The 25,468-nt window shown below is 56.0% G+C and carries 28 protein-coding genes; 7 read left to right on the top strand and 21 right to left on the bottom strand.

Annotated features, from left to right (window positions below):
* Nucleotides 1-119 precede the first annotated feature (119 nt).
* The 12 genes from K7431_RS11480 to K7431_RS11425 form a co-directional block, all read right to left on the bottom strand.
* Entirely contained in the window at nucleotides 120-590 is a 471-nt protein-coding gene (locus tag K7431_RS11480; RefSeq protein ID WP_012723225.1) for a single-stranded DNA-binding protein, read from the bottom strand.
* Nucleotides 587-1,105, bottom strand: a complete 519-nt coding sequence (locus K7431_RS11475) for a DUF3158 family protein (protein WP_012723226.1) — start codon at nucleotides 1,103-1,105, stop codon at nucleotides 587-589. The genes K7431_RS11480 and K7431_RS11475 overlap by 4 nt, the downstream gene beginning before the upstream one ends.
* Complete coding sequence (locus K7431_RS11470; protein WP_012723227.1) at nucleotides 1,102-1,857, bottom strand: PFL_4669 family integrating conjugative element protein; 756 nt, start codon at nucleotides 1,855-1,857, stop codon at nucleotides 1,102-1,104. Before K7431_RS11470 ends, K7431_RS11475 begins: the two co-directional genes overlap by 4 nt.
* A 207-nt stretch (nucleotides 1,858-2,064) precedes the next feature.
* A complete protein-coding gene (locus K7431_RS11465) occupies nucleotides 2,065-3,255 on the bottom strand; it encodes an STY4528 family pathogenicity island replication protein (protein WP_012723228.1) in 1,191 nt (396 codons plus the stop codon).
* A complete protein-coding gene (locus K7431_RS11460) occupies nucleotides 3,252-3,800 on the bottom strand; it encodes a DUF2857 domain-containing protein (protein WP_012723229.1) in 549 nt (182 codons plus the stop codon). The genes K7431_RS11465 and K7431_RS11460 overlap by 4 nt, the downstream gene beginning before the upstream one ends.
* Nucleotides 3,797-5,383 carry a ParB family protein gene (locus tag K7431_RS11455; protein WP_012723230.1) on the bottom strand — a complete coding sequence of 529 codons (1,587 nt, stop codon included), beginning with the start codon at nucleotides 5,381-5,383 and terminating at the stop codon, nucleotides 3,797-3,799. The genes K7431_RS11460 and K7431_RS11455 overlap by 4 nt, the downstream gene beginning before the upstream one ends.
* Before the next feature lie 14 nt (nucleotides 5,384-5,397).
* The gene (locus K7431_RS11450) at nucleotides 5,398-5,607 is read right to left on the bottom strand and encodes a hypothetical protein (protein WP_043205085.1); all 210 of its coding nucleotides are present in this window, start codon (nucleotides 5,605-5,607) and stop codon (nucleotides 5,398-5,400) included.
* Nucleotides 5,608-5,692: 85 nt separating this feature from the next.
* A complete protein-coding gene (locus K7431_RS11445) occupies nucleotides 5,693-6,535 on the bottom strand; it encodes a ParA family protein (RefSeq protein ID WP_012723232.1) in 843 nt (280 codons plus the stop codon).
* Between the two features lie 4 nt (nucleotides 6,536-6,539).
* Complete coding sequence (locus K7431_RS11440) at nucleotides 6,540-6,770, bottom strand: AlpA family transcriptional regulator (RefSeq protein WP_012723233.1); 231 nt, start codon at nucleotides 6,768-6,770, stop codon at nucleotides 6,540-6,542.
* A gap of 109 nt (nucleotides 6,771-6,879) precedes the next feature.
* Nucleotides 6,880-7,635: a hypothetical protein gene (locus K7431_RS11435; protein WP_012723234.1), complete on the bottom strand. Its 756-nt coding sequence runs from the start codon at nucleotides 7,633-7,635 to the stop codon at nucleotides 6,880-6,882.
* A gap of 265 nt (nucleotides 7,636-7,900) precedes the next feature.
* A complete protein-coding gene (locus tag K7431_RS11430) occupies nucleotides 7,901-8,554 on the bottom strand; it encodes a DsbA family oxidoreductase (protein ID WP_012723235.1) in 654 nt (217 codons plus the stop codon).
* Between the two features lie 127 nt (nucleotides 8,555-8,681).
* The gene (locus tag K7431_RS11425; protein ID WP_012723236.1) at nucleotides 8,682-9,779 is read right to left on the bottom strand and encodes an oxidoreductase; all 1,098 of its coding nucleotides are present in this window, start codon (nucleotides 9,777-9,779) and stop codon (nucleotides 8,682-8,684) included.
* A gap of 116 nt (nucleotides 9,780-9,895) precedes the next feature.
* Between K7431_RS11425 and K7431_RS11420 the strand changes: the two genes are divergently transcribed.
* Nucleotides 9,896-10,816 carry a LysR family transcriptional regulator gene (locus K7431_RS11420; protein WP_012723237.1) on the top strand — a complete coding sequence of 307 codons (921 nt, stop codon included), beginning with the start codon at nucleotides 9,896-9,898 and terminating at the stop codon, nucleotides 10,814-10,816.
* On the opposite strand, the gene K7431_RS11415 is transcribed toward K7431_RS11420, so the two are convergent.
* From K7431_RS11415 to K7431_RS11380, 8 genes are all read right to left on the bottom strand, one after another.
* On the bottom strand, nucleotides 10,804-11,997 hold the full coding sequence (locus K7431_RS11415) for an ABC transporter substrate-binding protein (RefSeq protein ID WP_012723238.1): 1,194 nt from the start codon (nucleotides 11,995-11,997) through the stop codon (nucleotides 10,804-10,806). The two genes, K7431_RS11420 and K7431_RS11415, sit on opposite strands and share 13 nt — an antisense overlap.
* A complete protein-coding gene (locus K7431_RS11410) occupies nucleotides 11,994-12,983 on the bottom strand; it encodes a CobW family GTP-binding protein (RefSeq protein WP_012723239.1) in 990 nt (329 codons plus the stop codon). Before K7431_RS11410 ends, K7431_RS11415 begins: the two co-directional genes overlap by 4 nt.
* Entirely contained in the window at nucleotides 12,980-13,279 is a 300-nt protein-coding gene (locus K7431_RS11405; RefSeq protein WP_012723240.1) for a hypothetical protein, read from the bottom strand. The genes K7431_RS11410 and K7431_RS11405 overlap by 4 nt, the downstream gene beginning before the upstream one ends.
* 8 nt (nucleotides 13,280-13,287) lie before the next feature.
* Complete coding sequence (locus tag K7431_RS11400) at nucleotides 13,288-14,037, bottom strand: SDR family NAD(P)-dependent oxidoreductase (protein ID WP_012723241.1); 750 nt, start codon at nucleotides 14,035-14,037, stop codon at nucleotides 13,288-13,290.
* A gap of 48 nt (nucleotides 14,038-14,085) precedes the next feature.
* Nucleotides 14,086-14,847 (bottom strand): SDR family NAD(P)-dependent oxidoreductase, encoded by a 762-nt coding sequence (locus K7431_RS11395; protein ID WP_012723242.1) that lies wholly within the window; start codon nucleotides 14,845-14,847, stop codon nucleotides 14,086-14,088.
* A 15-nt stretch (nucleotides 14,848-14,862) separates the two neighbouring features.
* Nucleotides 14,863-16,221: an MFS transporter gene (locus tag K7431_RS11390; RefSeq protein ID WP_012723243.1), complete on the bottom strand. Its 1,359-nt coding sequence runs from the start codon at nucleotides 16,219-16,221 to the stop codon at nucleotides 14,863-14,865.
* 60 nt (nucleotides 16,222-16,281) lie between these two features.
* Nucleotides 16,282-17,163 (bottom strand): polysaccharide deacetylase family protein, encoded by an 882-nt coding sequence (locus K7431_RS11385; RefSeq protein WP_012723244.1) that lies wholly within the window; start codon nucleotides 17,161-17,163, stop codon nucleotides 16,282-16,284.
* Between the two features lie 62 nt (nucleotides 17,164-17,225).
* Nucleotides 17,226-18,584: an amidase gene (locus K7431_RS11380; protein ID WP_012723245.1), complete on the bottom strand. Its 1,359-nt coding sequence runs from the start codon at nucleotides 18,582-18,584 to the stop codon at nucleotides 17,226-17,228.
* A 303-nt stretch (nucleotides 18,585-18,887) separates the two neighbouring features.
* On the opposite strand from K7431_RS11380, the gene K7431_RS11375 reads away from it, so the two are divergent.
* Nucleotides 18,888-19,892 carry a GntR family transcriptional regulator gene (locus tag K7431_RS11375; protein ID WP_012723246.1) on the top strand — a complete coding sequence of 335 codons (1,005 nt, stop codon included), beginning with the start codon at nucleotides 18,888-18,890 and terminating at the stop codon, nucleotides 19,890-19,892.
* A gap of 112 nt (nucleotides 19,893-20,004) precedes the next feature.
* Here K7431_RS11375 and K7431_RS11370 read toward each other — a convergent pair whose 3' ends face one another.
* Nucleotides 20,005-20,922 carry a LysR family transcriptional regulator gene (locus K7431_RS11370; RefSeq protein WP_012723247.1) on the bottom strand — a complete coding sequence of 306 codons (918 nt, stop codon included), beginning with the start codon at nucleotides 20,920-20,922 and terminating at the stop codon, nucleotides 20,005-20,007.
* A 125-nt stretch (nucleotides 20,923-21,047) separates the two neighbouring features.
* Between K7431_RS11370 and K7431_RS11365 the strand changes: the two genes are divergently transcribed.
* From K7431_RS11365 to K7431_RS11345, 5 genes are all read left to right on the top strand, one after another.
* Nucleotides 21,048-21,806: a 5-oxoprolinase subunit PxpA gene (locus K7431_RS11365; RefSeq protein ID WP_012723248.1), complete on the top strand. Its 759-nt coding sequence runs from the start codon at nucleotides 21,048-21,050 to the stop codon at nucleotides 21,804-21,806.
* Nucleotides 21,807-21,898: 92 nt separating this feature from the next.
* Complete coding sequence (locus K7431_RS11360) at nucleotides 21,899-22,144, top strand: acetyl-CoA carboxylase (RefSeq protein ID WP_012723249.1); 246 nt, start codon at nucleotides 21,899-21,901, stop codon at nucleotides 22,142-22,144.
* Nucleotides 22,145-22,154: 10 nt separating this feature from the next.
* Nucleotides 22,155-23,528 carry an acetyl-CoA carboxylase biotin carboxylase subunit gene (locus K7431_RS11355; protein ID WP_012723250.1) on the top strand — a complete coding sequence of 458 codons (1,374 nt, stop codon included), beginning with the start codon at nucleotides 22,155-22,157 and terminating at the stop codon, nucleotides 23,526-23,528.
* A complete protein-coding gene (locus K7431_RS11350; RefSeq protein ID WP_012723251.1) occupies nucleotides 23,525-24,397 on the top strand; it encodes a 5-oxoprolinase subunit B family protein in 873 nt (290 codons plus the stop codon). Before K7431_RS11355 ends, K7431_RS11350 begins: the two co-directional genes overlap by 4 nt.
* Nucleotides 24,394-25,368 carry a biotin-dependent carboxyltransferase family protein gene (locus tag K7431_RS11345; protein WP_012723252.1) on the top strand — a complete coding sequence of 325 codons (975 nt, stop codon included), beginning with the start codon at nucleotides 24,394-24,396 and terminating at the stop codon, nucleotides 25,366-25,368. Before K7431_RS11350 ends, K7431_RS11345 begins: the two co-directional genes overlap by 4 nt.
* Nucleotides 25,369-25,468: the final 100 nt, after the last annotated feature.

The raw sequence follows: 25,468 nt of genomic DNA, 5'->3' as shown, positions 1-25,468 counted from the left end.
GGCTTGAATGGGCCGAGGCTGCTAACCCGTTGCGACGGCAGTGTGGATCTTCACGAGCAGCGCGAAGTAACACGCCAGCAACTTCGCGCAAAGGCGCAATTTTTATGCCTGAAAGTCTGTCAGTCCGTAGGTGGCTGCCCTCTGCGCTTTCTGGGTTTCGACGCAGGTGAACTGGCCTGTTCTGTACTTTTCTCGACGTGTGTCGCAGATGCCGCGGGTTCACTGGATCGTTCCCGCATGACCACGCTGTGCACCCGGTGAGGCAGGATGCCGACTCGACGGGCCTCGATCTTGAAGGTGACCCGCGCATTGTCTTCGCTGTCCTCCCACTCATCGCGTACGGTGCGGCCTTCGACCAGCACACGCATGCCTTTCTGGTACAGCGTGCTCCAGTGTTCAGCCTCGCGGTGCCAGAGCTCAACCGGCGCCCAATAGCCGCCTCGATCTTCATAGCCGCCCTCGCGTGGCACGGGGTTGTCGAAGTACACATTCAGCCGTAGCAAACGCCGTGGCTCGTCATTGCCTGAGGCGAATTCCTGGAACTCTGGCGCACTGCCGATGTTGCCTTCGCCGACGAAAAAAGTACTCATCGTGATACCTCCACTGCGGTTGTGAACTGGCGCAGCAGCCGTTCGGCACTGTCCATTTTGATCGCGCAGGTCGTGGCCTGGCGGTAGAGCGAATGCACCACACTCATCTGTAGGTTCAGTGCGATGCGATTGCATTCGAAACGGCGCAATCCCTCGCGCACGACCTGCGGCAAGGCTTTGTTGCAGACCTGGCGTTCCCAGACCGAGACTCCCATACGGGCAAAGTCACGGGTGCGCCAACGCAAAAAGGTGCTGCCAGCGCTGGTGTTCTGCAGCACCAATCGGATATCCAGCAGTGAGTAAGGGGGCTGTCCGGCTTGCTGTACAACAGCCTCCATCAAGTCACATAACTGCGCCTCGATTTCCCTCGCCATCTGCGCCAGTTGCACCAACTCCCCCTTACCCTTAAAAGGTTTTAAAAGGCCTTTTAGGGAGGCTGCGTGTTCGAGCTGCCGATAGGCATCCTGTTTCAACGCTTCGAAGGGCATTGGTTGAGCTGAGGTCAGGGGATTCATGCTTCGTCCTCCGGCTCATCCACTGTCGCAGATGGCTCTCCCGCTTCCTCTGCCAACGCGTCAGCGTCATCCTCTGCCACAGCACCACGACGAATGATTGGCGGTGCAAACTGGGAGCGGCGATGACCCTCAAGAATGTCCATCGGGGGAACACCCATTTTCTCAATGGCCGCAATGGCACGGGCGTTGTTCGCCGCCATGTCATCACGCGTGACGCCGGCATGCCGATAGCGCTGCGCCTGGCCGAACAGGCTGCGCAGCAGATGGGCACCGTCGTCGATCCAGGCTTCCATGTCGATACGGCCGATCAGGGCGGTGTGATGGGCCAATAGGGTCCGACGTACCAGGGTGTCGTAGTCGGTCAGCAAGTAGACCGCAAGAAAACCCAGCTGGCTGCCGATGTACAACGGCAAGGTGACGGGGTGGATGTTGAGGTTGTCGCCCATGTCGATCTGGGTCGGCAGGTCCTGTCTGATCCGATCCAGTTGTTGGGTCAGTTCCAGCATTCCGGTCTTGGCTTGCGTCAGTTTTTCTTCGAGTTGCACGATGGCCCAGTCGGCATAGGGATCGTCCTGGGCCGCGGTTTGTTTGATCAGGTTGGTGACACTGATGTAGCCGGCCATGCCCATGATCGAGTGGACGCCTTCGCGTGCGGTTCGACCTTGCCAGATACGGGCGGCATGGTGGGTGTGCAGGGTCAGGGTGATGCTGCTGCGCAATGAACCCAGATTGAGTTGATAGTGATCGGCCACGGTGGTGTCCTCGCATCGGCTTGGACGGGAACGTTGCGACAGATGAGGGGTAAGGGCAGCCAAAAAGCTGAATGCGGCCTGTTCGGTTTGGTTTAAGAGGGCAAACTACGTAGACGGGTGCCCCTGCTTTTCCCTAAAAGTTTCATAGTTTGGTCCGATGTGTTCGTAGAGTGGAACTCCATGGATTTGATGCCACTGGCATCAAATCTACTGACGTCCACCGCTTTTGCCACGCAGTTGGCGTAGATCATTCAGGCACGCTTGGGCGAGGGCGGATGCGGGTTCACCCTGTTTTCGAATGGGGTGCGAGGGGGTTGGTGCAGACGGTTTTGCAATGGGTGACGGTTCGGCCTGACCTGCCCAAGGACGAAAGTCACCTTTCAGCGCACGCTGGATCAGACCCATCAGATACGCCACTGGCTTGCGGATTCCACCAGCCGCACAGCGTGCCCCCGCTTCGTTGAGCACCGCCTGCCGATCCGCGGGTTTGAGCTTGTTCAGCGCCACGGCGACGGCCTGACGCTCGCTTGGGCTCAGATGCAGCGCAACGGGCCAGTGCAGGTTATCCACCGCTGGGTTCGCGCGCGGTACTGTACAAATACTTTCTTTTAATACGGTACAAGTGGCGTTCGGATTCCGAACGGTGCCGGAAACACTGGCGTTCAGACTCGGTTCGGAATCCGAACGAGGGGCTGCACGATTCCGAACGAGGGTAGCTTCCCCCCGTTCGGAATCGTGCAGAGTGGCATCTGTTGCCGGATCCAATCCTTGCTGCGCCCAAAGTTCGCCCCAACTGTCGAGCCGCGTTGGTAACCGATCCCGATCGATATTCGTGTCTTGGCGGATTTCTTCCACAATGTGCTGCGCGACAATGCGCACAGCCTTGGTAGCATGGCCGAGCGCATGTCCGACTAGCGCCAAGTAATCCTGATCGAGTTCCATGGCTTCGGCGGGGGTTAACGGCTCATCGTGCAGAACGTACAGCGAACCTTGATGACGTCCGCTGAGTTGATCGCGGCCGCGACTCACCAAGCTGAGCCAGCGCGTCAACCTGAGCATCGTCAACACCCTAGCAATGGTTTCACGGGAGGCTGACGCACCGTAGGGCACGCTTGACAGGTAAGGCTGCAAATCCTCATAGCGCGGTGTGACCAAGCCTTGACCGTGCAGCATGAGTCGAAACACCTGCCAGGCATTACGCTCCAACGGCGTCAACCGACTATCCAACAGCAGCCGACGTGGCACGACTTCGTGAGATTGGCCACTGAACAGAAAGCCACCTTGCAGGGCCGGGTTGGAGGGATGTTCAGTGGTGGGGCGTGCGGGCCAGCGTTCACTCAGCTGCTGGGTGCATTGCTGCAGGACACGCTGCCAGCGACTGGACGGGGCAGTGTTCATGTGTCGTTGCTGTACTGGTCAATCTGCTGCCACACGATGGTCAAGCTGATCTGTTGCTCTTCGGCCAGCATCATCATGGCGTCGAGCTGATCCTCGGTACCGTCTTGGGCGCGTAGCTGGCACCAACGCTGCCAGAGCGCGTGTTCCTGCGCTTCACTCAAATGCTGAGGGCGGCCCTTACGGGTTTCTATCTTGAGCAGACGTCGACGCAGGGCGGTTTCAGAATGTGCCAAGCCAAAGCACTGGTACATGATGGTGCTGCTGGCACCGAGCTTGAGCGCTCGGTTGATCAACCGTTCGTTCTGCTCGTCACGTTCGGCTCGCTCGATCAACCGGTGCAGCACCGGCGAGTCAATCTTGACCTCAACCCAGGGTACAGTGGCATGGGCCAGGCGTGACAGCGTAGTGGGTGGTAAGGATTGCAACAGGTAGATGTCGTCCTCACCCAGTCCGAGTGCTTTGCAGCGCTGCAGGTTTCCCTGGCGCAACTCGTGTAGCACTTGGGTCAGCATGGCTTGGTTGAGCACATTGAAGGACAGATTCATAGCAGCTCCTTCGGTGAGTTGCCTTCCTGGTTAAGCGTTAAGTCGATCAGGCGGCGGGCCAGGCGGATCAGGCGATACAGTTTGATCAGCAGACTGTCGGGCAATCGCTCCAGTCCCACGTCCACGGCGGGAAGATTTGTTAGCGGGAGTTGATAGATCCCTAGCAACAATTGGCCGAACAGCGCTGACGGCAGTTGCTTACGATCTTCCCAGTTGACTTCGTCTTGGGCGCGCAACAGGGCCAGGAGCAGCAGGTGAACGCCGGCCGCGCGAGGCGTGGCAAGATCAACCCGTTCGATGTCTAGAGCGAAGCCCAAGCCAAGCGGCTGAGCGATGATGCTCTTGGGATGTCCAGCATAGGCAGCCATTTCCCGCGCCAGTGTGGCAATGGCGGATCGCAGTTGTTCGGGGCTATCCAGTGATGGTGCAATGGACCAGATGTCGTCGAACGCATAGATGTCGACCGAAGATGCTGCGTCAGGGGCGGTCTCGCGGTCGATCTGTTCACGAATCTGTTGAACGCGAGACGGAGGGCTGACTGCTGATACGGCATTCGTTTGGGGCGGTGTGAGCAGCTCCTCTCGCGCAGTTTCGGTCTGGAACTTGGTCTCAGTCGATTTGGGATGAGGATCGGAGGAGAGAGGTTCTGCCGCGGCTTCGTTAACGTTCGGCAGATGGCTGTTCTCTGAGGGTGTGGTCACGACGATGCCCGGCGTCGAGATGACTCGCTGAGTGTCGCTCAATTCCAAGGCCAACATACGGTAGGACTGTCCGAGCAAGTGGCTCATGCGTTCGAGCAGTTCATCCTGGAGCTGCTCAAGATCGAAGGACTCGGGTTCGGCATCGAAGTAACCCAGTGTATTGAGCCAAAAATCGGCGAACGCGATGGGAGCGGTTGGATAGCGGTTCCAGGTTCGTTCTGCCTGGCTGCGTAGGCCGATTAGGCGTTCGATCTGGGGCTTACCCAATCCGGCATACAGGGTTTGTGGAATGGCGGGCAGTAGGTGTTCAAGGGTGTCGAGCATCCGGCTGATGTGCGACTGCGAAATCGGATAGCCTCCAGCGACAAGACGTCGAACGAGCTCACGTTGTGAGAGCACAGCTCCCTCTGCTTCGAGCATGGTTTTGAGTTTGGCTACCGCCAGAGCCCGTTCGATGAAAGTGAGTTGGCCGTGCAGATCGCTTTCGGCCAGATGGCCGAGTAGGGCGGTGACTTCATTGCTCCAAGGTCGGAACAGGCAATGAATGCGAAAGAAGCGCTCGTCGCGGGTTTCCTGCCACAGTTCGCCGAGAATCGCCAAGCGCGTATTACCGCCGTTGCGGATGATGAAATAGGTTTCACCCGGACGGCGGGTAATCGGCGGCGGTTGGTCCAGCCCGCGTTCACGGATCGAGGCCTTGATATCCTCATAAAGCGGATTACGGATGAAGCGCGGGTTGTGTTCGTAGGGTCGCAACTGCTCCAGCGTGACCAACATAGGCGTATCAGTGAGTGGATCGGACAGCCGCTCTAGTTCCGGCCCCCGAGGGAAATGGTCCTGGTGCAGCTTGTCGGTGATCTGCTCCTGACTGAGCTTCTTCATTGGAACAACCTCAGTTAACGCCGGTTGCGCAAATGGTCACCGACCTCGAACTTGACGATCTCGGCAGTGCCCGAACCTTCGAAATGTTGAGACAGTTCTGCGAGGAACCACCCCATGGCCGAGCGCCCGCCCTGCAGGCGAAAGACCACGGTGCAGTACTCCTCGCAAGGTGAGTGGTGGGGTCGAATGGACGGTGGAACGATGATGGGCAGTTGATCCAACATCAGAAGACTCCTTGCCAAACACGGTTGGCCTCAAGGTCGAACAAACCCAATGACTGGGTGAGAAATGCCGGCTCGGCGATTTGTCTCATTGAGCCTCCGAGCACCTGCTCACCCTAGAGATCGCTTCGCGCCATTCCGGAAACAATTCAATGGCCAACGCCTGCATGGTTTCCAGCGCTGAGGGCGAGCGTTGTTGACGGGATCGGCGCGTTTCGATTCGGTGGACGGGGAGTCCAAGTGAGGCAGCATTGAGATAAGCCACTCGGTCTGGAACTACGGTATCTAGAACCGAAATGTTGGTGGACTCGGCGAAAGCCTCGCGCAGGCCACGGATGATCATCCGTGCGTCCACCCGAATTGCGTTCACTTGGTTCAGTAGCAGACGCAAGGGGGGCGGTGGAATGCTCAGGTGGCGGAATGGTTCGAGTTCACTCAGCAGCTTCAAAGTGCCGCGGCGCAGTTCGCGGGCGGCGAGCATTTCCGGTGTAATGGGGGAGAGGGCGATATCGCAGGCGAGGATGGCCATCTCCAGCAGCACGCTACGTGCCCCTTGGGTGTCGATCAACAGCAGGTCATAACGGGGGCGGAAATCGTCGAGCAAATTGCGCAGCCGTAATCGCCCATCAGGGGCGTGCAGTAGCAAAGTGCTCAGTCTGCCTTGGTCATCGTTGGAAAGGATCAGGTCGAGACCGACGACCTCCGTCGTGGAAATTATCTGCGCAGGATCTGTCTGGTTGAGCGCAATAAGCTCGTACGCACCAGCAACAGCTTTCTGGCTCAACGCGTAATAGCTGGAGAGGGTGGGTTGGCTATCCAGATCGAGCAGCAGGACGCGTAGGCCCGCATCCGCCAACAGACCGCCGAGATTGGCCGCTACTGTGGTTTTGCCTACCCCACCTTTGGTGGAAACCACCGAGACCACACGCATGACATCAGTCCTGCTGGCCTAAGCGCTCAACAACCCACTGCTCGATTTCCAGCGAGTCCCAGCCGACCGCGCGCAGTCCAATGCGTTTGGCTTGCGGGAATTTCCCTTCCTTCATCAGGTTGTAGATGTGCGCACGCTTGAAGCCGGTTTTCCGCTCTACCTCTTCACGACGCATGATGTGACGTTCGGCCGGTGGTTGAGGGCTGTCAGCGCGCGAGACGGATGAGCTGGACATGCTGGTCACTCCTGGCGCCGCTTGGCGCGTGGTGGGAAGTGACTTGAATTGAACAGCAGAAAAGCCATGGAGTCATTGCATTGCAATCGTTGGGATTGCATTGCAATTCTTAACCTTGTTTGCTTTTCTTGATGCTGCGATTTGCAGCAGCGAATTTTTCATCCAGTGTTCGTTTGCTCAGACCCGGAATATCGCAATAGCGTGCGATAACAGCATCGACGATCGCAGACTGGCTCTTGAACACGGATAGAGGTTTGCCAGCAGGCGATTGGTCCAGAAAAAGGCTGAGCAAAGCACCGATGATGTTCTGATAGGTGAGTTCGCTACGTTCGCTGAGTTGTCCATGCGTTTTGACCATTGCTTTGAGTTTATCTCGTTCAAGTCCGATGGCCTGGAGATCTGCCATAATATCTTTGAGGTGATACTGTAACGTGTTCAATTCCCGTAAGAGAGTATCCCGATCCGCTTGTAGAGCAAGGAAGTTCCCTAGGCTGACTTTTTCATAAGCTTCTCCGCCTGATTCAAACAAAAAGCCAGGCTTCTGATCTGAATAATAAATCTCCATCCAGTGGCGTAAATCGGAGTGGCGTATCGTTAGCTGACATGGCTCCACGTAACTTCCAATGGGAACCGAAATACCAAGGCAGCCGTAAGGTAGTTCTCCGTTACGTATCGCGTCGTAGATTTTTTCTATAGCAGCATGCAAGAATGGCCATTGTGGAAATAGGTAGGCAAGCTCCTCGGGACGAGACCATGCAGCTTCGACTATTTGTGCCTCGTAACGAATGAGGTTACACCAACGCAGCGCTGCGTCGATTGGACGATAGAAGGTTTTGGCGTGTGGATTAAAACATGGAAAAGACATAATAACGACGGACCTCCATTCCTATTGGGTAGGCCTCTCGCTAAATACCTTTATACGAGCCTAACTAATGATAGTGGCTCTTTGCTCATGTTTTTAGCTCAATGAGGTCATTCCATTTTTGACTATTACTCGAAGTCATTGCTCTGATTTTGAATGAACCTCCCTCTATGCTGAGGATTCTTTTTTTAATTCGTCAGCTAGAGTCTTCCTCGACGTGCGAGAGCAGTTGTCGTGACGATAATAAATTTTATGGGTAGATGAGGCGTCACTCAGCGAGGCTTGTACAAACCTTCCCGGCCGGCATATTTGCGAGGATAACTTCTCTAAGCTCTTGAGAGTCAAGCATTCCGGAATAAATTTTATTGCCGATAGCTATGCTAGGGACAGCACGAATATCAATTCTAGAAGCGTATTTTAGCTCGTTATCGTGACGTAGTGAGTGGAGAGGGGATTTCGGGATTTCTTCCAAAGGCTCGATTGGCAGTCCGACTGAAGCCGCGACATCTTTGATTACTGTAAGGTCACCTATATCACGGTCTTGCTGAAAAAACGCTCGCAGCATTGCGTCAGCATATTCATTCCCAACGCCTTGGTCTTTAGCATATTGAAGAACTAAAAATGCGTCACGGGTATAAGGTTGGGGTGACACGCTTGGAAGCTTGATAGCGATATCCAACTTCTCTGCCGCAGGATACACACCATGTTTCCAGACAGATGGGAGATATTCATCTTCTGGTCGTAAGGTGGGTGCTGGATAAGCGCGGAGTTCAAAGGGCATCATCTCTATATTGACATCCAGTCCGCTTGCTGCCTCTTCCAAGACCTTTTTTCCGAGCAGGCAATAAGGACATACAAAGTCGATCCAGACTTTTATTTTGAGGGTTTCATTTTTGCGCAGAGTGTCATCAATTAGCTTCATATATCACCTGTATGAAATTCGCCGTCAAGACGCTAGAATATGGATAATCGAGGCATATTTATTGGGAGTGAAGACAACGGCACGCACGACGTATACGTGCCGCTGGTCTGCCTAGTTGGGTAATAACTTAGCCAAACTCACTGTCTTTGATGTCAGCAACCGGACCAAGGATCGAGGGATCAAACTCAACCAAGGAATCACCATTCGCAAAGCGATTTGGGAAGTCTGGGTTCGCTAGGGCGCCTTTGCCCAATGCGATGATATTTGCCCCGTCGTTAATTACATCTTGTATGTGATCTACTTGATGCAAACTGCCGTTGGTGATGATCACTTGGTTAGGGGCATAGCGACGAGCCAGCTTTACAAAGCTATCGCTACCTTGCGCAAAAGCAGGTTTCCATGCTTCAAACTCAGTAACGTGGATGAAGTCCACGCCGGCATCTGCCAGAGACCCGAATACCATTTCCGCCCCGGCTTCGCCTTCGGCCCACTTGTGGAAGAAGTCGTTCACCTTACCCTGAGAAATACGAACACCGACGGTAGCGTTACCAGCCGCTTTCCGTACTGCGCTATAAACCTCCAGGATGAGACGAATACGGTTCTTCACCTCACCGCCCCATTTGTCAGTCCTTTGATTGGAGACATCGGTAAGGAACTGGTCAAGTAAGTAACCGTTGGCACCGTGGATCTCAATACCATCAAAGCCAGAAATTTCGACAGCGCGTAGGGCTGATTTTGCAAAGCCATCGATTGCATCAGCGATATCTTCCTCGGTCATTGCCGAGGGTGTGGGGTATTGGCCGGTGCCGTAGTAGAAGCCCATTTGCTCACCCCTGGGGCGTACAGCTGATGGACCAGCGGTGATTTGCGAAAATCGGTTGCCCTGACTGAGAGCGCCGGCGTGCATCAACTGCGCGAAAATCTTGCCGTCATGCTTGTGAACAGCGCTCGTCACGGCTCGCCATGCCTCAGCCTGCTCTAGATCAGTAATCCCCGGCTGGAACAAGTAACCTTGCGAGAACTTTTGATCGGTGTAGATACCCTCGGTCACAGTGAGACCGAAACCACCTTTAGCAAAGCGCTCGTAGTAGTCAACTTGGCGCTGGGAGGCTAGGCCTTTTTCGCTCGCACTGATGCGAGTCATAGGTGCTACCGCAAATCGGTTCTTCAGGCTCACCTGGCCAATATCGAAAGGAGTTAAAATCTGGTCGCTGCTGATAGTCATCTCATGTTCCCGTCAGTTAGGATAGAAAGCTGGGTTGCTGACGAAGGTATCCTCCTTGCGGGGCTAGCAGAAGCCGTGCCGTCCGATAAGGCGGCTTATCGTTATAGGATATGAAGATGCAAGTCGCCGAAGTGGAAGCATTTGTCGCCATCGCGGCCAGTGACAGCTTGTCGGGAGCGGCACGTAGACTTAGCGTCCTGCCGATGACGATCTCTAGACGGCTCGCGTCGCTGGAAGAACAATTGGGAGTAAGGCTCGTCCACAGAACAACCAGGTCTGTGTCACTGACTCCCGAGGGGGAGTTATACCTGCCCTATGCGAAGGCTATGCTCGAAGCAGATGAAGCCGCGAGGGCTGCGATACTCACATTTGCTGGGGCCGCCAGTGGCGTCCTAAAAGTAACGGCTCCAACTGTGTTCGGCCAGACGGTTATCTTGCCTATGATTCCGGCCCTCCTTGAAGAAAACCCGTCTCTAAAAGTAGATCTGATCCTGTCGGACAGCATCATAGATATCGTCGGATTGGGTATCGACGTGGCCATCCGAATTGCCACACTCCGAGACTCCGCTTTGATCGCTCGCCACCTAGCTCCTAACCCTCGCGTCATCTGTGCAAGCCCTTCCTATCTGCGGCGTAGAGGAGTACCAAATACCCTGGAAAAACTCAGGATGCATGATTGCATCGGCCTGCATTCAATGCCGTACTGGCCACTCATAAAAGGTGGTGAGCGATTTTCAGTCAAGGCCGACGCACCGTTTAGCGCCAACAGCGTGGAAGCAGTAAGGGCGGCTGGAAAGTTGGGCTTAGGTGTGGTGATGCTCTCTTACTGGGATGTTCGGTCAGACCTAGCCGACGGAAGCCTGCAGGAGATCAAGCTAACTGACGCATTGCCTGAACACCTCACCATTACTGCCTTGCTCCCAACGCGACAACAGGTGCCATACCGAGTTAAAGCGTTCCTCGATAAGCTAGGCCAGATTTTAATTGCACCAGAGGGTGGCTGCGCAGTTGAATTAGATCCAGGTCATGCACCTTGAGACCGGCCTGCTTTCAGAAAAGCGGCCCATTTGCGCACAAGGTAATTGTGCTCATCCATCACAGAGTTCCAGACGCTGATGTGACTTACTCGCTCAGCATATGAACCTCCTTCCCTAATTTCGCCGGGTTCGATGAGTGGCTCCCCATCACTGCCTAGAAGTCGTTCCGAGGCGGGTTGACCCTCGTACCAATAATTCCATTCCGCAACTGATAGATGATCACGGGCACGGAGTGGGTTGGAAATGTAAAAACCCTGGCGCGCCATCATCGCTCCGGGCCAGCCTGCCAGCCACCAGTTGAGATAAGCGTAGGCTGCGTCTTTGACGGCTCCGTCCACAGCTCGTGACAGGGATAGTCCTCCGAACCAGCCCCTATACCCTTCTTTGGGGACTGCTTGCCGATACTGAATCCCTTCACGATGAAGCTGCATGAGTGCCGGCGACCAGACGCTCTCAATGTATACATCAGGGCCCAGCATGAGTTTGCCTGCCTCACGATCATCAGACCAAAACGCAGCAAAGTGCCCTTGTCGCTGGAGTTTAACGAGGACATTGGCCAGATCATCGATCTCATCCAACCTCAAATTTCCAATGACATCGAAACAAGCGAGCCCCTTGGCTTGAACTGCTAGGGCTGCATCGAGCGCGCCGATGGCAGCGTCACTTTGCAACGCAACATGACCACACCAATGAGGATCTACAAGCCATGACCAGCTTTCATTTTCCGCCGAAAAACCAGGTGGCAGCAGGTCTGGCCGGTAAGCAAAACTGTCTGCGTTATGCGTTAAGGGCAACATACTGATCAGATGAGTTGGACGGTTGGCCAAGCTACCATCGTGCTGAACGTAGAGTCGGTCACAAGGCAGGCTACCTCCAGACAGTGGATGGTCAGGATGGAGTCTGCCTCGCTTGGGCAGATCATTTATTTCATCCCAAAGCGCAATACGGCGTACATCGATGGGCTGAATCGCGCCAGCAGGCCACACGAAATCCATGCTATGAAACCACTGATCATAAAGGTCATAGCTTTCAGGATTCATTAGGGCAATGCGCTGCACTGTCTGCACGTCGTGAACCTGGTATTCGATCCGAATGCCTAGTTCCTGCTCGGCTCGCAATCGAATTGACTCAAGCAGCGTTACCGAAGTCCCGAGCACGCGCAATGTTACCGGGCCACTCATGCTGCACGCCCCAGACTGTGCAAGAACGTGTCAAAAGATCTGCGTAATATCCGAATATCAAGGTCACGCACAATGATCACCAATCGTGAACGTCGCTGTCCATTTGGCCAACTGGTGAGGTGTACCGGTGGGTGAAGGCAGTGCTGGACGCCATGAATGACTATTGGTTGCTCTGTATCGATCACATTCAAAATCCCTTTGACTCGGAGAATGCGCTCGCCATGGCATCTTAGCAGCATCGATAGCCAAATCCCGAAGGCCAACCAGTCGAGCGGTTTTTCGTACTCAAGCGCGCACACTTGCGCATTACCGTGTTGAGGTTGTTTCGTGGGGGCAAAGAGCTGCCACCCAGCGACTTCTTCATCCGGCACCATGCTCCTTAGTCCTTCCCCCAAAAGCTGCTCATCACCCTCCAGCACAGAGCTGGTGAGCGCCACTGACGCTGTTGGGTTGAGCGTTTTCAAATGGGCAAATACTTTGTCAAGTGACTCAGGAGTAACAAGATCCGCCTTACTCACTAGAAGGCGATCGGCTGCGGTGACCTGCCCGATCCATTCAGGATGAAGGCGCTCTTGTAGCGAAGCATGCTGAGCGTCAACGACTGTTACGAGCAGGCCAAGATGGTAACGACCCCGAAGCTGTGGATCACGCTGCAAGGTAGACAGGATCGGGGCCGGATCCGCCAAGCCGGTGGTTTCCAGGAGCACTCGACGGAACGCCGGAATTTCGCCACGATTACGCTTTCCATGCAGATCAATGAGAGCCTGTTTCAAGTCCCCGCGCACCGAGCAGCAGACACATCCACTTGGCAGCAATATGGTGTTGGGGGCAATTTCCTGTACAAGCAGATTATCGATACCTACTTCACCGAATTCGTTGATCAGTAGGGCCGTCTGCCCCATGTCTTCATTTGCCAGAACCCGTTGTAGGAGGGTGGTCTTGCCACTCCCCAGAAAACCGGTCAAGACATTGATCTGCAAGCTCATAGCATTTCCTCAAGATGATCTAGAATCCTAGGGTCCAGAGGATCGAGCTTATGGCTCACGAGCTCTTCAGCCACCTGCCAAAGCTGATCAAGTCCTGAAGCTAATCCCTGTTTCCCTGTAGCCCCTTGGATGAGATAAGAGGAGCCTTGAAAATCGCTGACCTTGAGCCTGAGCGGAGCAATCACCCGATTGATCGAAGCTATTCTACGCAAACGTTCACGTCGGCCGGGGATGCTTTTCTCTAATGGATCGCTCCAGTGAGCATCCTCTCCTATCAGGCCACAAAGTCCACACATGTTTCACCTCAAGGCATTACGTCGCCTGAATTGGGATTAAGGGTCTGACCTACAAACAGGTTACCACCGGGCTCTGAGGCTAGTAATACCACGATGGGCGCTACCTCTTCAGCTCTGCCAAATCTACCGAGGGGAAGCTCTTTGGCTTTCGCTGCTTTCCACTCTTGGCTGATACCTTCTACAAGTGGCGTTTCAATGGGCCCAGGGGCGACTGAGTTGACCAGAACATTATCTTTGCTTACCTCCAGCGCAAGGGACTTTGTGAACCCGATGACGCCGGCTTTAGCGGCGGCATAGTGAGTGAGCTGAGCGCCTCCCTTGATACCCAGCTGTGACGAGACGTTGATGATGCGCCCCCACTTCTGATCCACCATGTGTGGCAACGCGCGCTGGCTGGCAACAAAAACACTGGTCAGATCAACGCGGAGCATGTCGTCCCACATTTCCTGGGTGATGTCCACGCAAGGAGCCTGCGTCAGCATGCCTGCATTGTTTACTAGGATATCGATGCCACCAAGCGCGTTTACGCAAGCATCGACACCTGCTTGAGCTCCCTCTCTGCTGCCCACATCGGCGATGCATTCGATCACCAAAGCGCCTTGATCGCGGCACTTGTTCGACACAAGAGACAGGCGCTCTGCATCGCGGTCACATAACACGAGCTTCGCGCCGGCGTCTGCATACGCATAAGCAATGGCGGCGCCGATACCACTTCCAGCACCTGTGATAACAGCTCGGCGGTTTTGCAATGGCTTCATTTTTGTTGTCCTCAATGCCGCACCCCAGGACATGCGGCACATTTAATTTTATTCAGGCCAACGCACAGTCAGACCACCGTCGATGATGATGCTTTGCCCGGTGATGTAGCTGGAGTCAGGGCCTGTCAAATAGCACACTAAATCCGCAACTTCGCTTGCACGGCCTACCCGGCCCAGTGGAATGCTTTTACCTGCTTTCGCCAGCCCATCTGCTCCCAGAGAGTTTTTCGCATCAAGCGACTGAGGGGTTTCAATCAAACCAGGAATGACCGCGTTGCAACGAATCCCCTTGGCGGCAAGTTCTACTGCCAGCGAGCGACAAAGCCCAGGTACACCCGCCTTCGCAGCTGCGTAATGCGAGTGGTCTTGCCACCCATATACACCACCGGCAATTGACGAGATTGCGACCAATGCACCGCCTTCACCGATATAGCGGCTCGCGCTACGGAAGGTACGCATCACGCCTGTGAGGTCGACATCGAGCATCTCATTCCATTGTTCATCCGACATCTCTAGTAGTGACGCTTTACGCAGGAGACCCGCGTTTGCCACGGCATAGTCGAGTCGCCCGAAGCGCTCCACAGCGGCGGCGGCGATGGCGTCCAGTGAGGCGCTGTCAGTGACATCCATAGGGATCATCAAGCACTCACTGCCTGCCTCTTCGACGAGTCGCTGAGTATGAAGTGGATCATGAGGAGCACTTGCTAAGTATCCACCTACCACACGTACGCCCTTCTTCGCATACGCAAGGGCAACGGCTTCGCCAATGCCGCTGGCGGCTCCCGTGATCAAAGCTACAGGTTTAGACATGATTCCAGCTCCTTCTTATTTTACGGAATGAGGTTCTACGTGTCGGGCTGCCAGCATCACTAAGCCGGACAAGAAACAGGGCAGCGCGCCGAACCAAAGCGCTGCGCTATGCCACTGACCACCTGTCGTTAACACGCTGGTAATCCCTAGGCCGGCGACGATGGCGCCAATTGGGCCCATGGCATGAACAATTGCTCCGCCTGTTGCGCGGATGCTGGTGGGGAAGCTTTCGCCCATAAAGAACAACATTGCTGAATAGGGGCCAGTGAGGAAGAACAGTCCCAGGCTGTACAACGCAACAACGGTCGTCAGCTCACTAGGTGCCTGGAGCATGGCGTAAAACGCCAGCCCTCCACACATCCACCCAAATGCAACAGTGTTTCGGCGACCAAATCGGTCACCCAGCCAACCGTGAAACAGATAGCCGATGAAACCAACTAGGTTGGACAGAACCAGGATCCACAATGAATTCTGGAACGAAAGCTGGTGGACGCTCACGATTACTGATGTCCCCAAAACGCTGAAGACTTGAATGGCAGACCAGTTGAGAAGAATCGCCAGGCTCAACACCAGCGTTGGACGGAGTGCTGCACCCCGGAAGGCTGCCGCAACTCCGGCTTTGGAGTGCTCGTCATAATCGACATGGTATTCCAGAGCCAAGCTGCGCGCCCCAGATTCATCTCCAGCTTTACGCAGTTGGTGAATGCGCTGATGAACCTGGAACTGTGGGCTTTCTTTCAGCTTGCGAGCGAGGATCGCTACCACGAGTGCGGGTATTGCTGCAAAGATGAAGCAACCTTGCCAACCAATATGCGGAAGCAGCAGAGCGGTCAGGCCCGCAGCAATGAGTGCACCAACCGGCCAGCCACTCTGCACCAGGCTGTACACAAAACCCCGGCGCTTGATTATCTTCGGATCAGTAGACGCGGCATAAACCTCGGTAAGGTACGTCGCGTTGACCCCTTCCTCGGCGTAGCCCAGACCGGCAACTGAACGAACTGCAATCAGCGGCGCTTTGCCCATACCCGCACAGACCGCAGTCAGCGCCGAGCAAATTGCGGTGCCGCCAATGGTCAAGATGATTCCCCCGCGGCGTCCGATTCGGTCTACCAGCGGGCCAACGATAAAAGCGATGACTGCACCGCCTACAGCTACATAAGTGGCGATTTGCGCCTGCTCAGCCTCACTCCATGTGAAATGACCACCCATGACTGGCAGCAGCGTGCCAAACAAGATGAAGTCATAGACAGCAAATACCCACGCGAAGAATGCGATCCATGTGGCGTAAGTAACATCCTTGGATTCAAGCTGTACGGGCTTCCAAGCACCGGACTCATTTACTTGCGTCGTTGATATTGTCTGTGTAGTGGTCATATTGGCATTTCTCTTGTTTTTGTAGAACTCGTGATGGAGGAGTTACCCGCAGCAAAACACTCAGCCGTTTCGAGGCTGACGACGAATAAAGTCATCGGCTATTTCGTCCATCGTGACGAACTTCACGCCTTCATGACTTTTCATGTGCTCAATGAGTCGCTCGAGCATCAGCAACACTTGAGGGCGACCCGAAACGTCCGGGTGAATGGTGATTGGAAACACCGCGTAGTCGTGTTCGCGGTATACCCAGTCAAACTGATCACGCCACATCTCTTCTAAATGGCGTGGATTTACGAAGCCGTGGCTATTAGGCGACTTCTTGATGAACATCATCGGAGGTAGATCGTCGAGGTACCAGTTGGCCGGAATTTCAACCAAATCGGTCTCTTCACCGCGCACCAGCGGCTTCATCCAGGTATCTGGGTGTTGGCTATAGTCAATCTTGTTCCAGCTGTCCTTCACACGAACGTAGTAAGGGTGAAAATCGTTGTGCATCAAACTGTGGTCGTACTTGATACCTTTCTTCAGAAGAAGTTCGTTTGTAACGTTGCTGAATTCCCACCATGGCGCCACGTAGCCAGTGGGTCGCTTGCCAGCCAGCTTGGTGATAATTTCAATCGATTTATCCAGAACTATTTCTTCTTGTTCTGGAGTCATCGCAATAGGGTTCTCATGGCTATATCCGTGCACCCCGATTTCGTGACCGGCCTGAACAACCGCCCTCATCTGCTTGGGAAAGGTTTCTACGGAATGTCCTGGAATGAACCAAGTAGTACGCAGGTCGTACTTTTCGAACAGTTTTAAAAGCCTTGGTGAACCCACTTCACCAGCGAAAAGACCACGGGAAATATCGTCAGGGGAGTCCTCGCCACCATACGAGCCCAGCCACCCTGCGACCGCATCTACGTCAACGCCGATTGATACAAATATTTCCTTCGCCATGATTCATACCTCTTTGTTATTCAATTGAATGCAGGTGTAAGAGCCCCGCATCCCATGCGTATTTATTCAGTGACTCGAATGTATGACTCGACGGTTAAAGCGGCTCGGAGCAGCTCTTCGTCATTTCCGCTGAAGCTCGAAAGAAGCAGGCTGGTAGGCATCCCGGCATCACCGATCCCGCTGGGCAGCGCAACGCCAGGCATGTCCAACATGCTTCCCGGCATCGTTAGCCGTAGCGTCGCCAGGTTGGTGGCAGCAAAGATGCTGGCATCTTCTTCAAGAGGCGTAAGTAGGGGGGCAACATGCGCGACGGTAGGAGTGATCAAGAAGGCGCCGTCCAATTCGCTCGTAATTTGCTTTTTCAGCGCCTCAGCGGCCTGGTACAAGCGCACCTGCTTGCTGGCAGGAAATGTTCGGGCGGTCTCAAGCCTCTTTCGAACCCTTGGATCAAGTTGCTCTGCCGCTGGGCTATCTAGGAGCTCTTGATGGAGTGCGAAGGCCTCAGCACTTCCAAGCCACCCCACCTGCTCTATGAGTTCCAGCGCTTGATGGAACGCGAGAACCGGCGTTTCTTCGATTACTGCTCCTGCCAGAGCCAGCTTCTCAACTGCGGTAAGAAGGTTAGATCTCACTGCTGGCTGAATACGTGTGTCATTGAGCACCTTGATGTCCACACGGAGCCTAAGCCCTGCTACTGGAAGGCCTGTAGTCTCGAAGGACAGCCCTCGTCGATCGCCCAGCAAAAGGTTATCGACCGCAATAGCGTCGCGAACGCTGTGAGTGATAGGCCCCAATGAGTCAAGCGTGCGTGCAAGGGGCATGACCCCAGCAAACGAGTAACGGCGCGAGCTGCTTCGATAGCCAACCAAGCCATTGAAAGCTGCCGGCACTCGTATTGATCCCGCTGTATCGGTGCTCATGGCGATAGGTACGATGCCTCGCGCCACAGCGATAGCAGATCCTGATGAGGATCCACCAGGTACGCGCACTTCATCTTTCGACGCGGCATTGACCGGCGTGCCAAAGTGGGGATTGAGTCCCAGGCCTGAGTATGCCAATTCGCTCAGGTTGGTTTTCCCTATGCTCACAAGACCTGCGCGGCTAAGTGCCACAGCCAGCGCGCAGTCGTGTGAAGCAGGGGGGGTATGTAAAAGTACTTTCGCGCCTGCGGTAGTCACATATCCGGCCAGGTCGTATAGATCTTTCCAAGCTACCGGGACGCCGTCGAATCGAGACAAGGGCTGCCCGGCTTTCCAGCGTGCCTGTGCAGCTGCAGCTTCACGCTGCGCTCGATCCTCACAAAATGTGATGAATGCAGCAGGCGCGTCTGCGCTGAGTTTCAACGCATCTTTAAGGGCCGTGACAGGGTCGGACGTTCCGTCGGCAAATTTCTGAGCCAAGGAAAAGGCATCGGCAAGCATGGTAGACCTCTAAAATGTATATTTTATTAATACATACATTACCAAAAGCATCGACCGTGCCAAGTCGCGTATTTGCTCAACACATAATGCGGCAGATGGCTCAGCGCCGGGAGGTTGGTAGAGGGACACAGCATCCTGTCAGGCCATGGCTTGAAAATTGTATTTTTAATAAAATGATCCATTTTGGGGTTTTTGGTAACACGCTCGCCCTAAAACTGATCAATGAGGTGTTACCGATCGCGATCACATCTCGCTTATCGTGTGAGAAACTCACCCACCCCCCGTTTCTTGAGAACAGTCTTGATGCCTGCAGCACTACCGACCGAAGATCGACCGGCCTCACGCTACGAAACCATCCGCAACGCGCTGCGTGAAGCGATTCTTAGCGGGCAAGCGACTGCTGGACTTGTATTGGTAGAAGCACCTCTAGCCGAACTCTTCGGTACTAGCCGCGTACCGGTGCGCCAGGCACTCAATCTCTTGCATGAGGAGGGCTTGATCCGTCGCTTTGAAGGCCGTGGATTTCTCATTGATCCTGATGGTCGGAGCAAAGCCCCAATACGCGTCCCGCTGACACGTGAGTTGCTCGGACTAGAACCTCAGGAAGATTTGATCGATTATCGACCTCTAGGTGAGCGCATTTACGATCACTTGGCGGAAACGGTTATTCGCTTTATGGTCTTTGGGCACTACCGAATAGATGAGCAAAGCGCATCTGAAGAATTGAACGTCAGCAGAAACGTGGTCAGGGAAGCTCTGATGCGTCTCAGGGATAAAGGCTTGGTAGAAAAGGAGCCTTACTCTCAATGGTTGGCAGGGCCGTTAACTGCAGAGGCAGTCAAACAGGACTATGAGCTGCGCATGCTTCTTGAGCCTGATGCACTTCGCCAAGGTGTAGAGCATGTCCCACGCGGCGACCTTGAAAATATGTTGGGGCGAATAATCAGGGCGCAAGAAGCTGGGCGAGGTGTCCAACGAGTAGACATAGAACAGCTCGAACAGGATCTGCACGTCACTTGCCTAGCAGGGTTGAGTAACGCTCGAATGGCTGCAGTCATTCGCCAGTGTCAGATTCCGTTGAATGTCGGACGTGTTCTGCACGAGTCTCTGAACACAAGCAACGATGAGGCCATGCTGGTAGAGCACAGGCTAGTTTTTGAGGCACTGCTTTACGGAACAGTTGACTCAGCCTGCTCCTGCCTTCGAGACCACATATCCAAAGCCCGCGAGCGAACCTTGCAGCGCCTGAAGGTGCTATCCGTACTTCCGGAGCCTGAAGTGCCTCGCTACTTGGAAAGACTTGCTTGAAGGGCGCCTTTATCATCGGATGCAACTCGCCAATTTTCAGTTAACTGCATTTTTTCAATCCCTGATATGACCGTTTATGAGGTCAAGCCGGTGGATTACTTTTACGTATCTTTCAGCGTCGTGCGGAATGCTGTTGGGGTGCCAAAAATGCATCGTGGAAATAATTTCGAAATGCGTGCATCGCCGGGCTGAATTCACGTTCGCGATGCCACGCCAGTCCGACGCTCATCGGTGTCACCTGTTCGGTGATGGTCAGTGTTTCTATGCGTTTGCCTTCCAGTGACCAGGGACGGTGCACTAGATCAGAGAGGATCGCTACGCCGCTGCCATTGGCGACCATGCTGCGCACCGCCTCGACGGAACTGGTGCGCACCTTGACGTTCGGTTGTTGATGTGCGTGTTCCCAGTAACGCATCGCACTTTGTTCGGCCTCGTCGACTGTCAGCAGGATGTAGGGCTCTTTCACCACGTCAGCGAGGCTTACGGCTGAGCGTTCGCACAGGGGGTGGTGGCTGGGCAGCCACAACCGCCGCTCGGAGCTGAAGAGAGTTTCCGAAACGATGTCCGGGAGCGTGAGGTTTGCGGTCAGCACCACTGCCATGTCGAAGCGACCTTCGAGCAGACCTTCTTCGATGGCCGTCCGTTCTTGTTCGTGGACTTCGATGGTCACATCCGGATGCCAATGCTCCAGCCGCTGCAAATGGTGCGGCAGGAAGTAACCAATCACCGTGTAGCTCGCCGCCAACCGCAACACGCCGCTAGCGCGGATGTCCGGCAACGGGCTGTTCAACGCGTCATCGACGCTGCGCAAAATCACATAGGCCCGATTCAGAAAGTGCCGCCCGGCGTCTGTCAGGCTCATGCCCTGGGCCGAGCGTTGGAACAGCAGCGCGCCAATGATGCCTTCCAGTTCCTTGATCGCCGTAGTCACGGCCGACTGGGAAATATTCAGATGAATCGCAGCTTGAGAGATTTGCCCGACTTCGGCCGTGGCGACGAAATAGCGGATCTGGCGCAGGGTTAGGGACATGAGCACTCCGGGCGATTAGGTATCTGTTTTTCAGAAGATGGCCTATCTGATAATAGATCTTCCCAAGGGGTTCGCGGTAATCTAGCTTGACCTGCATGAAGTCACAAGCGTCGGGAGCAAGCGTCATGCAGGCAGTAGATTTTAACTCGGACATGGGTGAAGGCTTTGGCCCATGGACCATCGGTGATGGCGTTGACAATGAACTGATGAGTTTTATCAGCTCGGCCAATATCGCCACCGGTTTCCATGCCGGCGATCCCGGCACTATGCGTCGCACGGTCGAGCAGGCCAAGCGCCTGGGCGTCGCCATCGGCGCCCATCCGGGATTCCGCGACCTGGTCGGTTTCGGCCGCCGGCACATCAATGCACCGGCGCAGGAGTTGGTGGACGACATGCTTTATCAACTCGGCGCCTTGCGTGAACTCGCCAGGGTCCAGGGCGTGGCCTTGCAACACATCAAACCCCACGGCGCGCTCTATATGCACCTGGCTCGGGACGAAGAAGCGGCGCGCTTGCTGGTGGAAAACCTGCAGCGCCTGGAGCCTGAGCTGCTGCTGTATTGCATGCCTGATTCGGTAATTTGGCGGGTTGCTACGGAACTCGGCCAACCAGTGATCCGCGAGTTCTACGCCGACCGCGAATACGACCTCAGCGGCTCCATCGTCTTTACCCGCAACGTGCGTGCCTACGATCCAGCGCAGGTCGCGGCGCGGGTCCTGCGGGCCTGTCAGGAAGGCGTGGTGCGCACCGTCGAGGGCGAAGACCTGGCGATCGCATTCGATTCCATCTGTTTGCACAGCGACACACCGGGCGCGCTGGCGTTGGTCGAAGCCACCCGCAATGCGCTCGATGGCGCCGGGATCAAGGTTCGCGCGCCGCGCTGATATTAGACGAAAACGCCTGGCACGCAGACGCCAGGTTTGCACACCGATTCATTTTTGCCTGCCTTTCTACAACTATTCCAAGAGGAACAGACATGGCCGAACACACTGTAATCACCCCGTTGCCGGGGACCTTCTACCGCAAAGCCACCCCTGAATCGGCGAACTTCGTCGAGGTCGGCGCGCAGGTCAGCGCCGACACGGTGATTGGCTTGATCGAGGTTATGAAGCAGTTTTCCGAACTGACCGCCGGGACGGCCGGTCGCCTCAGCGCATTCCTGGCGGAAGACGGTGATCCGGTGGAACCGGGTCAAGTCGTCGCAACACTCGACGACGAGTGAGGGCGCGATCATGACGCAAGCCATTCAAAAATTGCTGGTCGCCAACCGTGGCGAGATCGCTGTGCGGATTATCCGTGCTGCCAAAGCACTGGGGATTCCCACGGTTGCCGCGTGCAGCGAAGCGGACGTCGATTCCCGGGCGGCGCGCATGGCCGACGAGGTGCACCTTCTCGGTCCGGCCCGCGCTGACAAGAGTTACCTGAACGTCGAGGCATTGCTCGGCGCCCTGAAAGCCACGGGCGCCAACGCGGTCCATCCGGGTTATGGCTTTCTCTCGGAAAACGCCGACTTCGCCGAGGCGGTGCTGGCGGCCGGGGCCATTTTCGTCGGCCCGAGCCCGGAGACGATCCGGCGCATGGGCGACAAGGCCGAAGCCCGGCGCACCGCGCAGGAAGCGGGCGTGCCCGTGGTGCCCGGTTCGCCCGGTGAACTGTTCGATGTCGAATCGGCGCTCAAGGCCGCCGAAGCCGTTGGCTTTCCACTGTTGATCAAAGCCTCGGCCGGCGGTGGCGGGCGGGGTATTCGCCTGGCGGAAAACGCCGAACAACTGGCTGAAGAGTTCCCCCGATCCCAGCGCGAAGCCCAGGCTGCGTTCGGCAACGGCGCGGTGTACCTGGAGCGCTTCATCAGCCGCGCACGGCACATCGAAGTTCAAGTGTTGGGCGACGGTCAGCACGCGGTGCACTTGTTTGAGCGTGAGTGTTCGTTGCAACGTCGTCGGCAGAAGATTTTCGAGGAAGCGCCATCGCCGGCCCTCAACCCGCAGCAACGCGAGACGCTCTGCACCAGCGCCGTGCGCCTCACCGAGTCCCTGGGCTACAAGGGCGCCGGCACACTGGAATACCTATATGATGACGTGACCGGCGAGTTCTTTTTTATCGAGATGAACACGCGGATTCAGGTCGAGCATCCGGTCAGTGAACTGATAACCGGCATCGACCTAGTTCAGGCGATGTTGCGCATTGCCGGTGGCGAGCCGCTGGGCTTCAAGCAAAGCGACATCCAGCTCAATGGTGCCGCCCTGCAAATGCGCCTGAACGCCGAAGACCCGGAGCGGGATTTCTTCCCCAGCCCCGGTCTGGTCGAATCGTTGATCTGGCCGCAAGGCGAGGGCGTTCGGGTCGACACCCATCTCTATCAAGGCTACCGCGTGCCGCCGTACTATGACTCGCTGCTGGCCAAGCTGATTGTCCATGGTCGTGATCGTGCCGAGGCCTTGACTCGCGCACGGCTGGCAGTGAAGCACACCACGCTCTCCGGCATGGCCACCACCTTGTCGCTGCACGGCGAATTGCTGGAACAACCGTGGTTGCACAGCGCCGACTTCCACACCGGCACCCTGGAAACCTGGTTGGCCGAGCGTGGCCGTGGAGGTCAAGCATGAGCACTCCAATCCGCTACAGCTTCGGCGCCGATGAACATTTGTTTGCCGAAGTCAGCGACAGCATGTCCCTTGAAGCCTTCTTCAAAGGCATGGCGGTTACCCGCGCAGTCGAACGTCTGGCGCTCGATGGTGTGCTCGATGTGTGTTTGGCCAACGCGTCATTTCAGATCCGTTTTGACCCGGATCGCATCGCCCCACACAGCTTGCTCGAAGCGGTAAAAATCGCCGAGGCCGGGGCCGTCGCCGAGCGCACGTTGCAGACGCGGATCATCGAGATTCCGGTGCTCTATAACGACCCCTGGACCCACGAAATCTTGATGCGTTTTCGCGACCGTCATCAAGACCCGAGCGCCACGGACCTGGAATACGCCGCGCGAATTAACGGCCTGGCAGACGTCGATGCGTTCATCGCCGCCCACAGTGGTGCGCCGTGGTTTGTCTCTATGGTCGGCTTCGTCGCGGGTCTGCCGTTCATGTTCCAGATGGTCGAGCGCGAGCGTCAGTTACAGGTGCCCAAATACCTGCGACCGCGCACCGACACGCCGAAGTTGACCCTGGGGCATGGCGGTTGCTTCGGCTGCATCTACTCGGTGCGCGGTGCCGGCGGCTACCAGATGTTCGGCGTCACGCCGGCACCGATCTACGACCCGCAGCAGAACCTGGCGTACCTCAAGGAGCACATGGTGTTTTTCCGTCCGGGCGACATCGTGCAATTCAAACCGATGGACCGTGAGGCCTATGACCAGGCGGTGGCCGACGTGGAAGCCGGGCGCTTCGATCTGCGGATCCGGCCGGTAGAATTTTCCCTGGATGCCTTTCTGGCCGATCCCGTCGGCTATCCCAAGTCGCTACAGGAGGTGTTGGCATGATCAAGATCCTCAAACCCGGCCTCGCGACTTCGGTGCAGGACCTGGGCCGCGAAGGTTATTACCACTTGGGCATTCCACCTTCCGGTGCGCTCGATCAATACGCCTTGAGCGCGGCCAATCAACTGGTTGGTAACCCGGCTGGTTCGGCGGCGCTGGAATGCACGTTGCTTGGACCGGAGCTGGAGTTTCAGCAGGATGCACTGGTGGCGGTCTGCGGCGCGCTCATGACGGCACGGGTCGATGGCGTGGAAATGCACCACGACACCGCGTTCGCGGTGAAGGCCGGGCAAGTGTTGCGCTTTGACTTTCCGAAGGCCGGTGCCCGAGCTTATTTGGCGGTGGCCGGTGGCATTGATGTGCCGATCGTACTTGGCAGTCGCTCGACCTATGCGCTCGGCGCGCTGGGCGGTTTTCAGGGGCGTCGGTTGATCGCGGGCGACGAATTGCCGATCGGTATCGCCAGGGGCAAGAGCCGCGCAGGGGCCAGTTTGCCCATGGCATTGCGCCAGGCGCTGGGTGGCGAAATCACCCTGCGGGTGGTGCCCGGTCTGTACTACCACCGCTTGACCGAATCGGCGGCGAAAAGCTTTTTCGCCGAGCCGTGGACGGTCGGCTCTGAAGCCGACCGTATCGGCTATCGCTTCAAGGGCGGCAGCGCGCTGAATTTTAAGCCGCGAGAGCAACCGTTCGGCGCCGGTTCCGATCCATCGAACATCGTCGACAGTTGCTACCCGATCGGCTCGATTCAGGTCCCGGCCGGGCTCGAACCGATTGTGTTGCACCGCGACGCCGTGTCCGGTGGCGGCTACGCGATGATTGGCACGGTGATCAGCGCCGACCTCGACCTGATCGGCCAGATGCAACCCAACCAGAAGGCCCGCTTTGTCGCGGTGACCCTCGAAGAGGCGCTGGAAGCGCGACGTTCCTATAAGAAAAAACTCAGCTGCCTGAGCAAGCTGTTCCCTTCCTGATTCTGCCCGCCGCATCGCGCGGGTAATGCTAAACGGCAAGCCAACGTCGCACTTCAGTGCGGTGACGGCTGCCCGCGCTTCAACCTTTGACTGGTTTTGG

The sequence above is a fragment of the Pseudomonas fluorescens group sp. genome (assembly GCF_020093335.1).
Lineage (GTDB): Bacteria > Pseudomonadota > Gammaproteobacteria > Pseudomonadales > Pseudomonadaceae > Aquipseudomonas > Aquipseudomonas petroselini.
The sequence above is the reverse complement of the archived record's forward strand: the minus strand, read 5'-3'. Positions and strand labels throughout refer to the sequence as shown.

What these genes read in the sequence shown, in the direction of transcription:
- K7431_RS11435 (WP_012723234.1), bottom strand. Translation starts at nt 7,635, where the DNA reads ATGTCTTTTCCATGTTTTAATCCACACGCCAAAACCTTCTATCGTCCA.
- K7431_RS11455 (WP_012723230.1), bottom strand. Translation starts at nt 5,383, where the DNA reads ATGAAGAAGCTCAGTCAGGAGCAGATCACCGACAAGCTGCACCAGGAC.
- K7431_RS11425 (WP_012723236.1), bottom strand. Translation starts at nt 9,779, where the DNA reads ATGACTATCAGCAGCGACCAGATTTTAACTCCTTTCGATATTGGCCAG.
- K7431_RS11385 (WP_012723244.1), bottom strand. Translation starts at nt 17,163, where the DNA reads ATGGCGAAGGAAATATTTGTATCAATCGGCGTTGACGTAGATGCGGTC.
- K7431_RS11370 (WP_012723247.1), bottom strand. Translation starts at nt 20,922, where the DNA reads ATGTCCCTAACCCTGCGCCAGATCCGCTATTTCGTCGCCACGGCCGAA.
- K7431_RS11375 (WP_012723246.1), top strand. Translation starts at nt 18,888, where the DNA reads ATGCCTGCAGCACTACCGACCGAAGATCGACCGGCCTCACGCTACGAA.
- K7431_RS11430 (WP_012723235.1), bottom strand. Translation starts at nt 8,554, where the DNA reads ATGAAGCTAATTGATGACACTCTGCGCAAAAATGAAACCCTCAAAATA.
- K7431_RS11405 (WP_012723240.1), bottom strand. Translation starts at nt 13,279, where the DNA reads ATGTGTGGACTTTGTGGCCTGATAGGAGAGGATGCTCACTGGAGCGAT.
- K7431_RS11365 (WP_012723248.1), top strand. Translation starts at nt 21,048, where the DNA reads ATGCAGGCAGTAGATTTTAACTCGGACATGGGTGAAGGCTTTGGCCCA.
- K7431_RS11395 (WP_012723242.1), bottom strand. Translation starts at nt 14,847, where the DNA reads ATGTCTAAACCTGTAGCTTTGATCACGGGAGCCGCCAGCGGCATTGGC.
- K7431_RS11460 (WP_012723229.1), bottom strand. Translation starts at nt 3,800, where the DNA reads ATGAATCTGTCCTTCAATGTGCTCAACCAAGCCATGCTGACCCAAGTG.
- K7431_RS11445 (WP_012723232.1), bottom strand. Translation starts at nt 6,535, where the DNA reads ATGCGTGTGGTCTCGGTGGTTTCCACCAAAGGTGGGGTAGGCAAAACC.
- K7431_RS11380 (WP_012723245.1), bottom strand. Translation starts at nt 18,584, where the DNA reads ATGCTTGCCGATGCCTTTTCCTTGGCTCAGAAATTTGCCGACGGAACG.
- K7431_RS11410 (WP_012723239.1), bottom strand. Translation starts at nt 12,983, where the DNA reads ATGAGCTTGCAGATCAATGTCTTGACCGGTTTTCTGGGGAGTGGCAAG.
- K7431_RS11400 (WP_012723241.1), bottom strand. Translation starts at nt 14,037, where the DNA reads ATGAAGCCATTGCAAAACCGCCGAGCTGTTATCACAGGTGCTGGAAGT.
- K7431_RS11475 (WP_012723226.1), bottom strand. Translation starts at nt 1,105, where the DNA reads ATGAATCCCCTGACCTCAGCTCAACCAATGCCCTTCGAAGCGTTGAAA.
- K7431_RS11345 (WP_012723252.1), top strand. Translation starts at nt 24,394, where the DNA reads ATGATCAAGATCCTCAAACCCGGCCTCGCGACTTCGGTGCAGGACCTG.
- K7431_RS11355 (WP_012723250.1), top strand. Translation starts at nt 22,155, where the DNA reads ATGACGCAAGCCATTCAAAAATTGCTGGTCGCCAACCGTGGCGAGATC.
- K7431_RS11350 (WP_012723251.1), top strand. Translation starts at nt 23,525, where the DNA reads ATGAGCACTCCAATCCGCTACAGCTTCGGCGCCGATGAACATTTGTTT.
- K7431_RS11390 (WP_012723243.1), bottom strand. Translation starts at nt 16,221, where the DNA reads ATGACCACTACACAGACAATATCAACGACGCAAGTAAATGAGTCCGGT.
- K7431_RS11465 (WP_012723228.1), bottom strand. Translation starts at nt 3,255, where the DNA reads ATGAACACTGCCCCGTCCAGTCGCTGGCAGCGTGTCCTGCAGCAATGC.
- K7431_RS11420 (WP_012723237.1), top strand. Translation starts at nt 9,896, where the DNA reads ATGCAAGTCGCCGAAGTGGAAGCATTTGTCGCCATCGCGGCCAGTGAC.
- K7431_RS11450 (WP_043205085.1), bottom strand. Translation starts at nt 5,607, where the DNA reads ATGTTGGATCAACTGCCCATCATCGTTCCACCGTCCATTCGACCCCAC.
- K7431_RS11415 (WP_012723238.1), bottom strand. Translation starts at nt 11,997, where the DNA reads ATGAGTGGCCCGGTAACATTGCGCGTGCTCGGGACTTCGGTAACGCTG.
- K7431_RS11480 (WP_012723225.1), bottom strand. Translation starts at nt 590, where the DNA reads ATGAGTACTTTTTTCGTCGGCGAAGGCAACATCGGCAGTGCGCCAGAG.
- K7431_RS11360 (WP_012723249.1), top strand. Translation starts at nt 21,899, where the DNA reads ATGGCCGAACACACTGTAATCACCCCGTTGCCGGGGACCTTCTACCGC.
- K7431_RS11440 (WP_012723233.1), bottom strand. Translation starts at nt 6,770, where the DNA reads ATGTCCAGCTCATCCGTCTCGCGCGCTGACAGCCCTCAACCACCGGCC.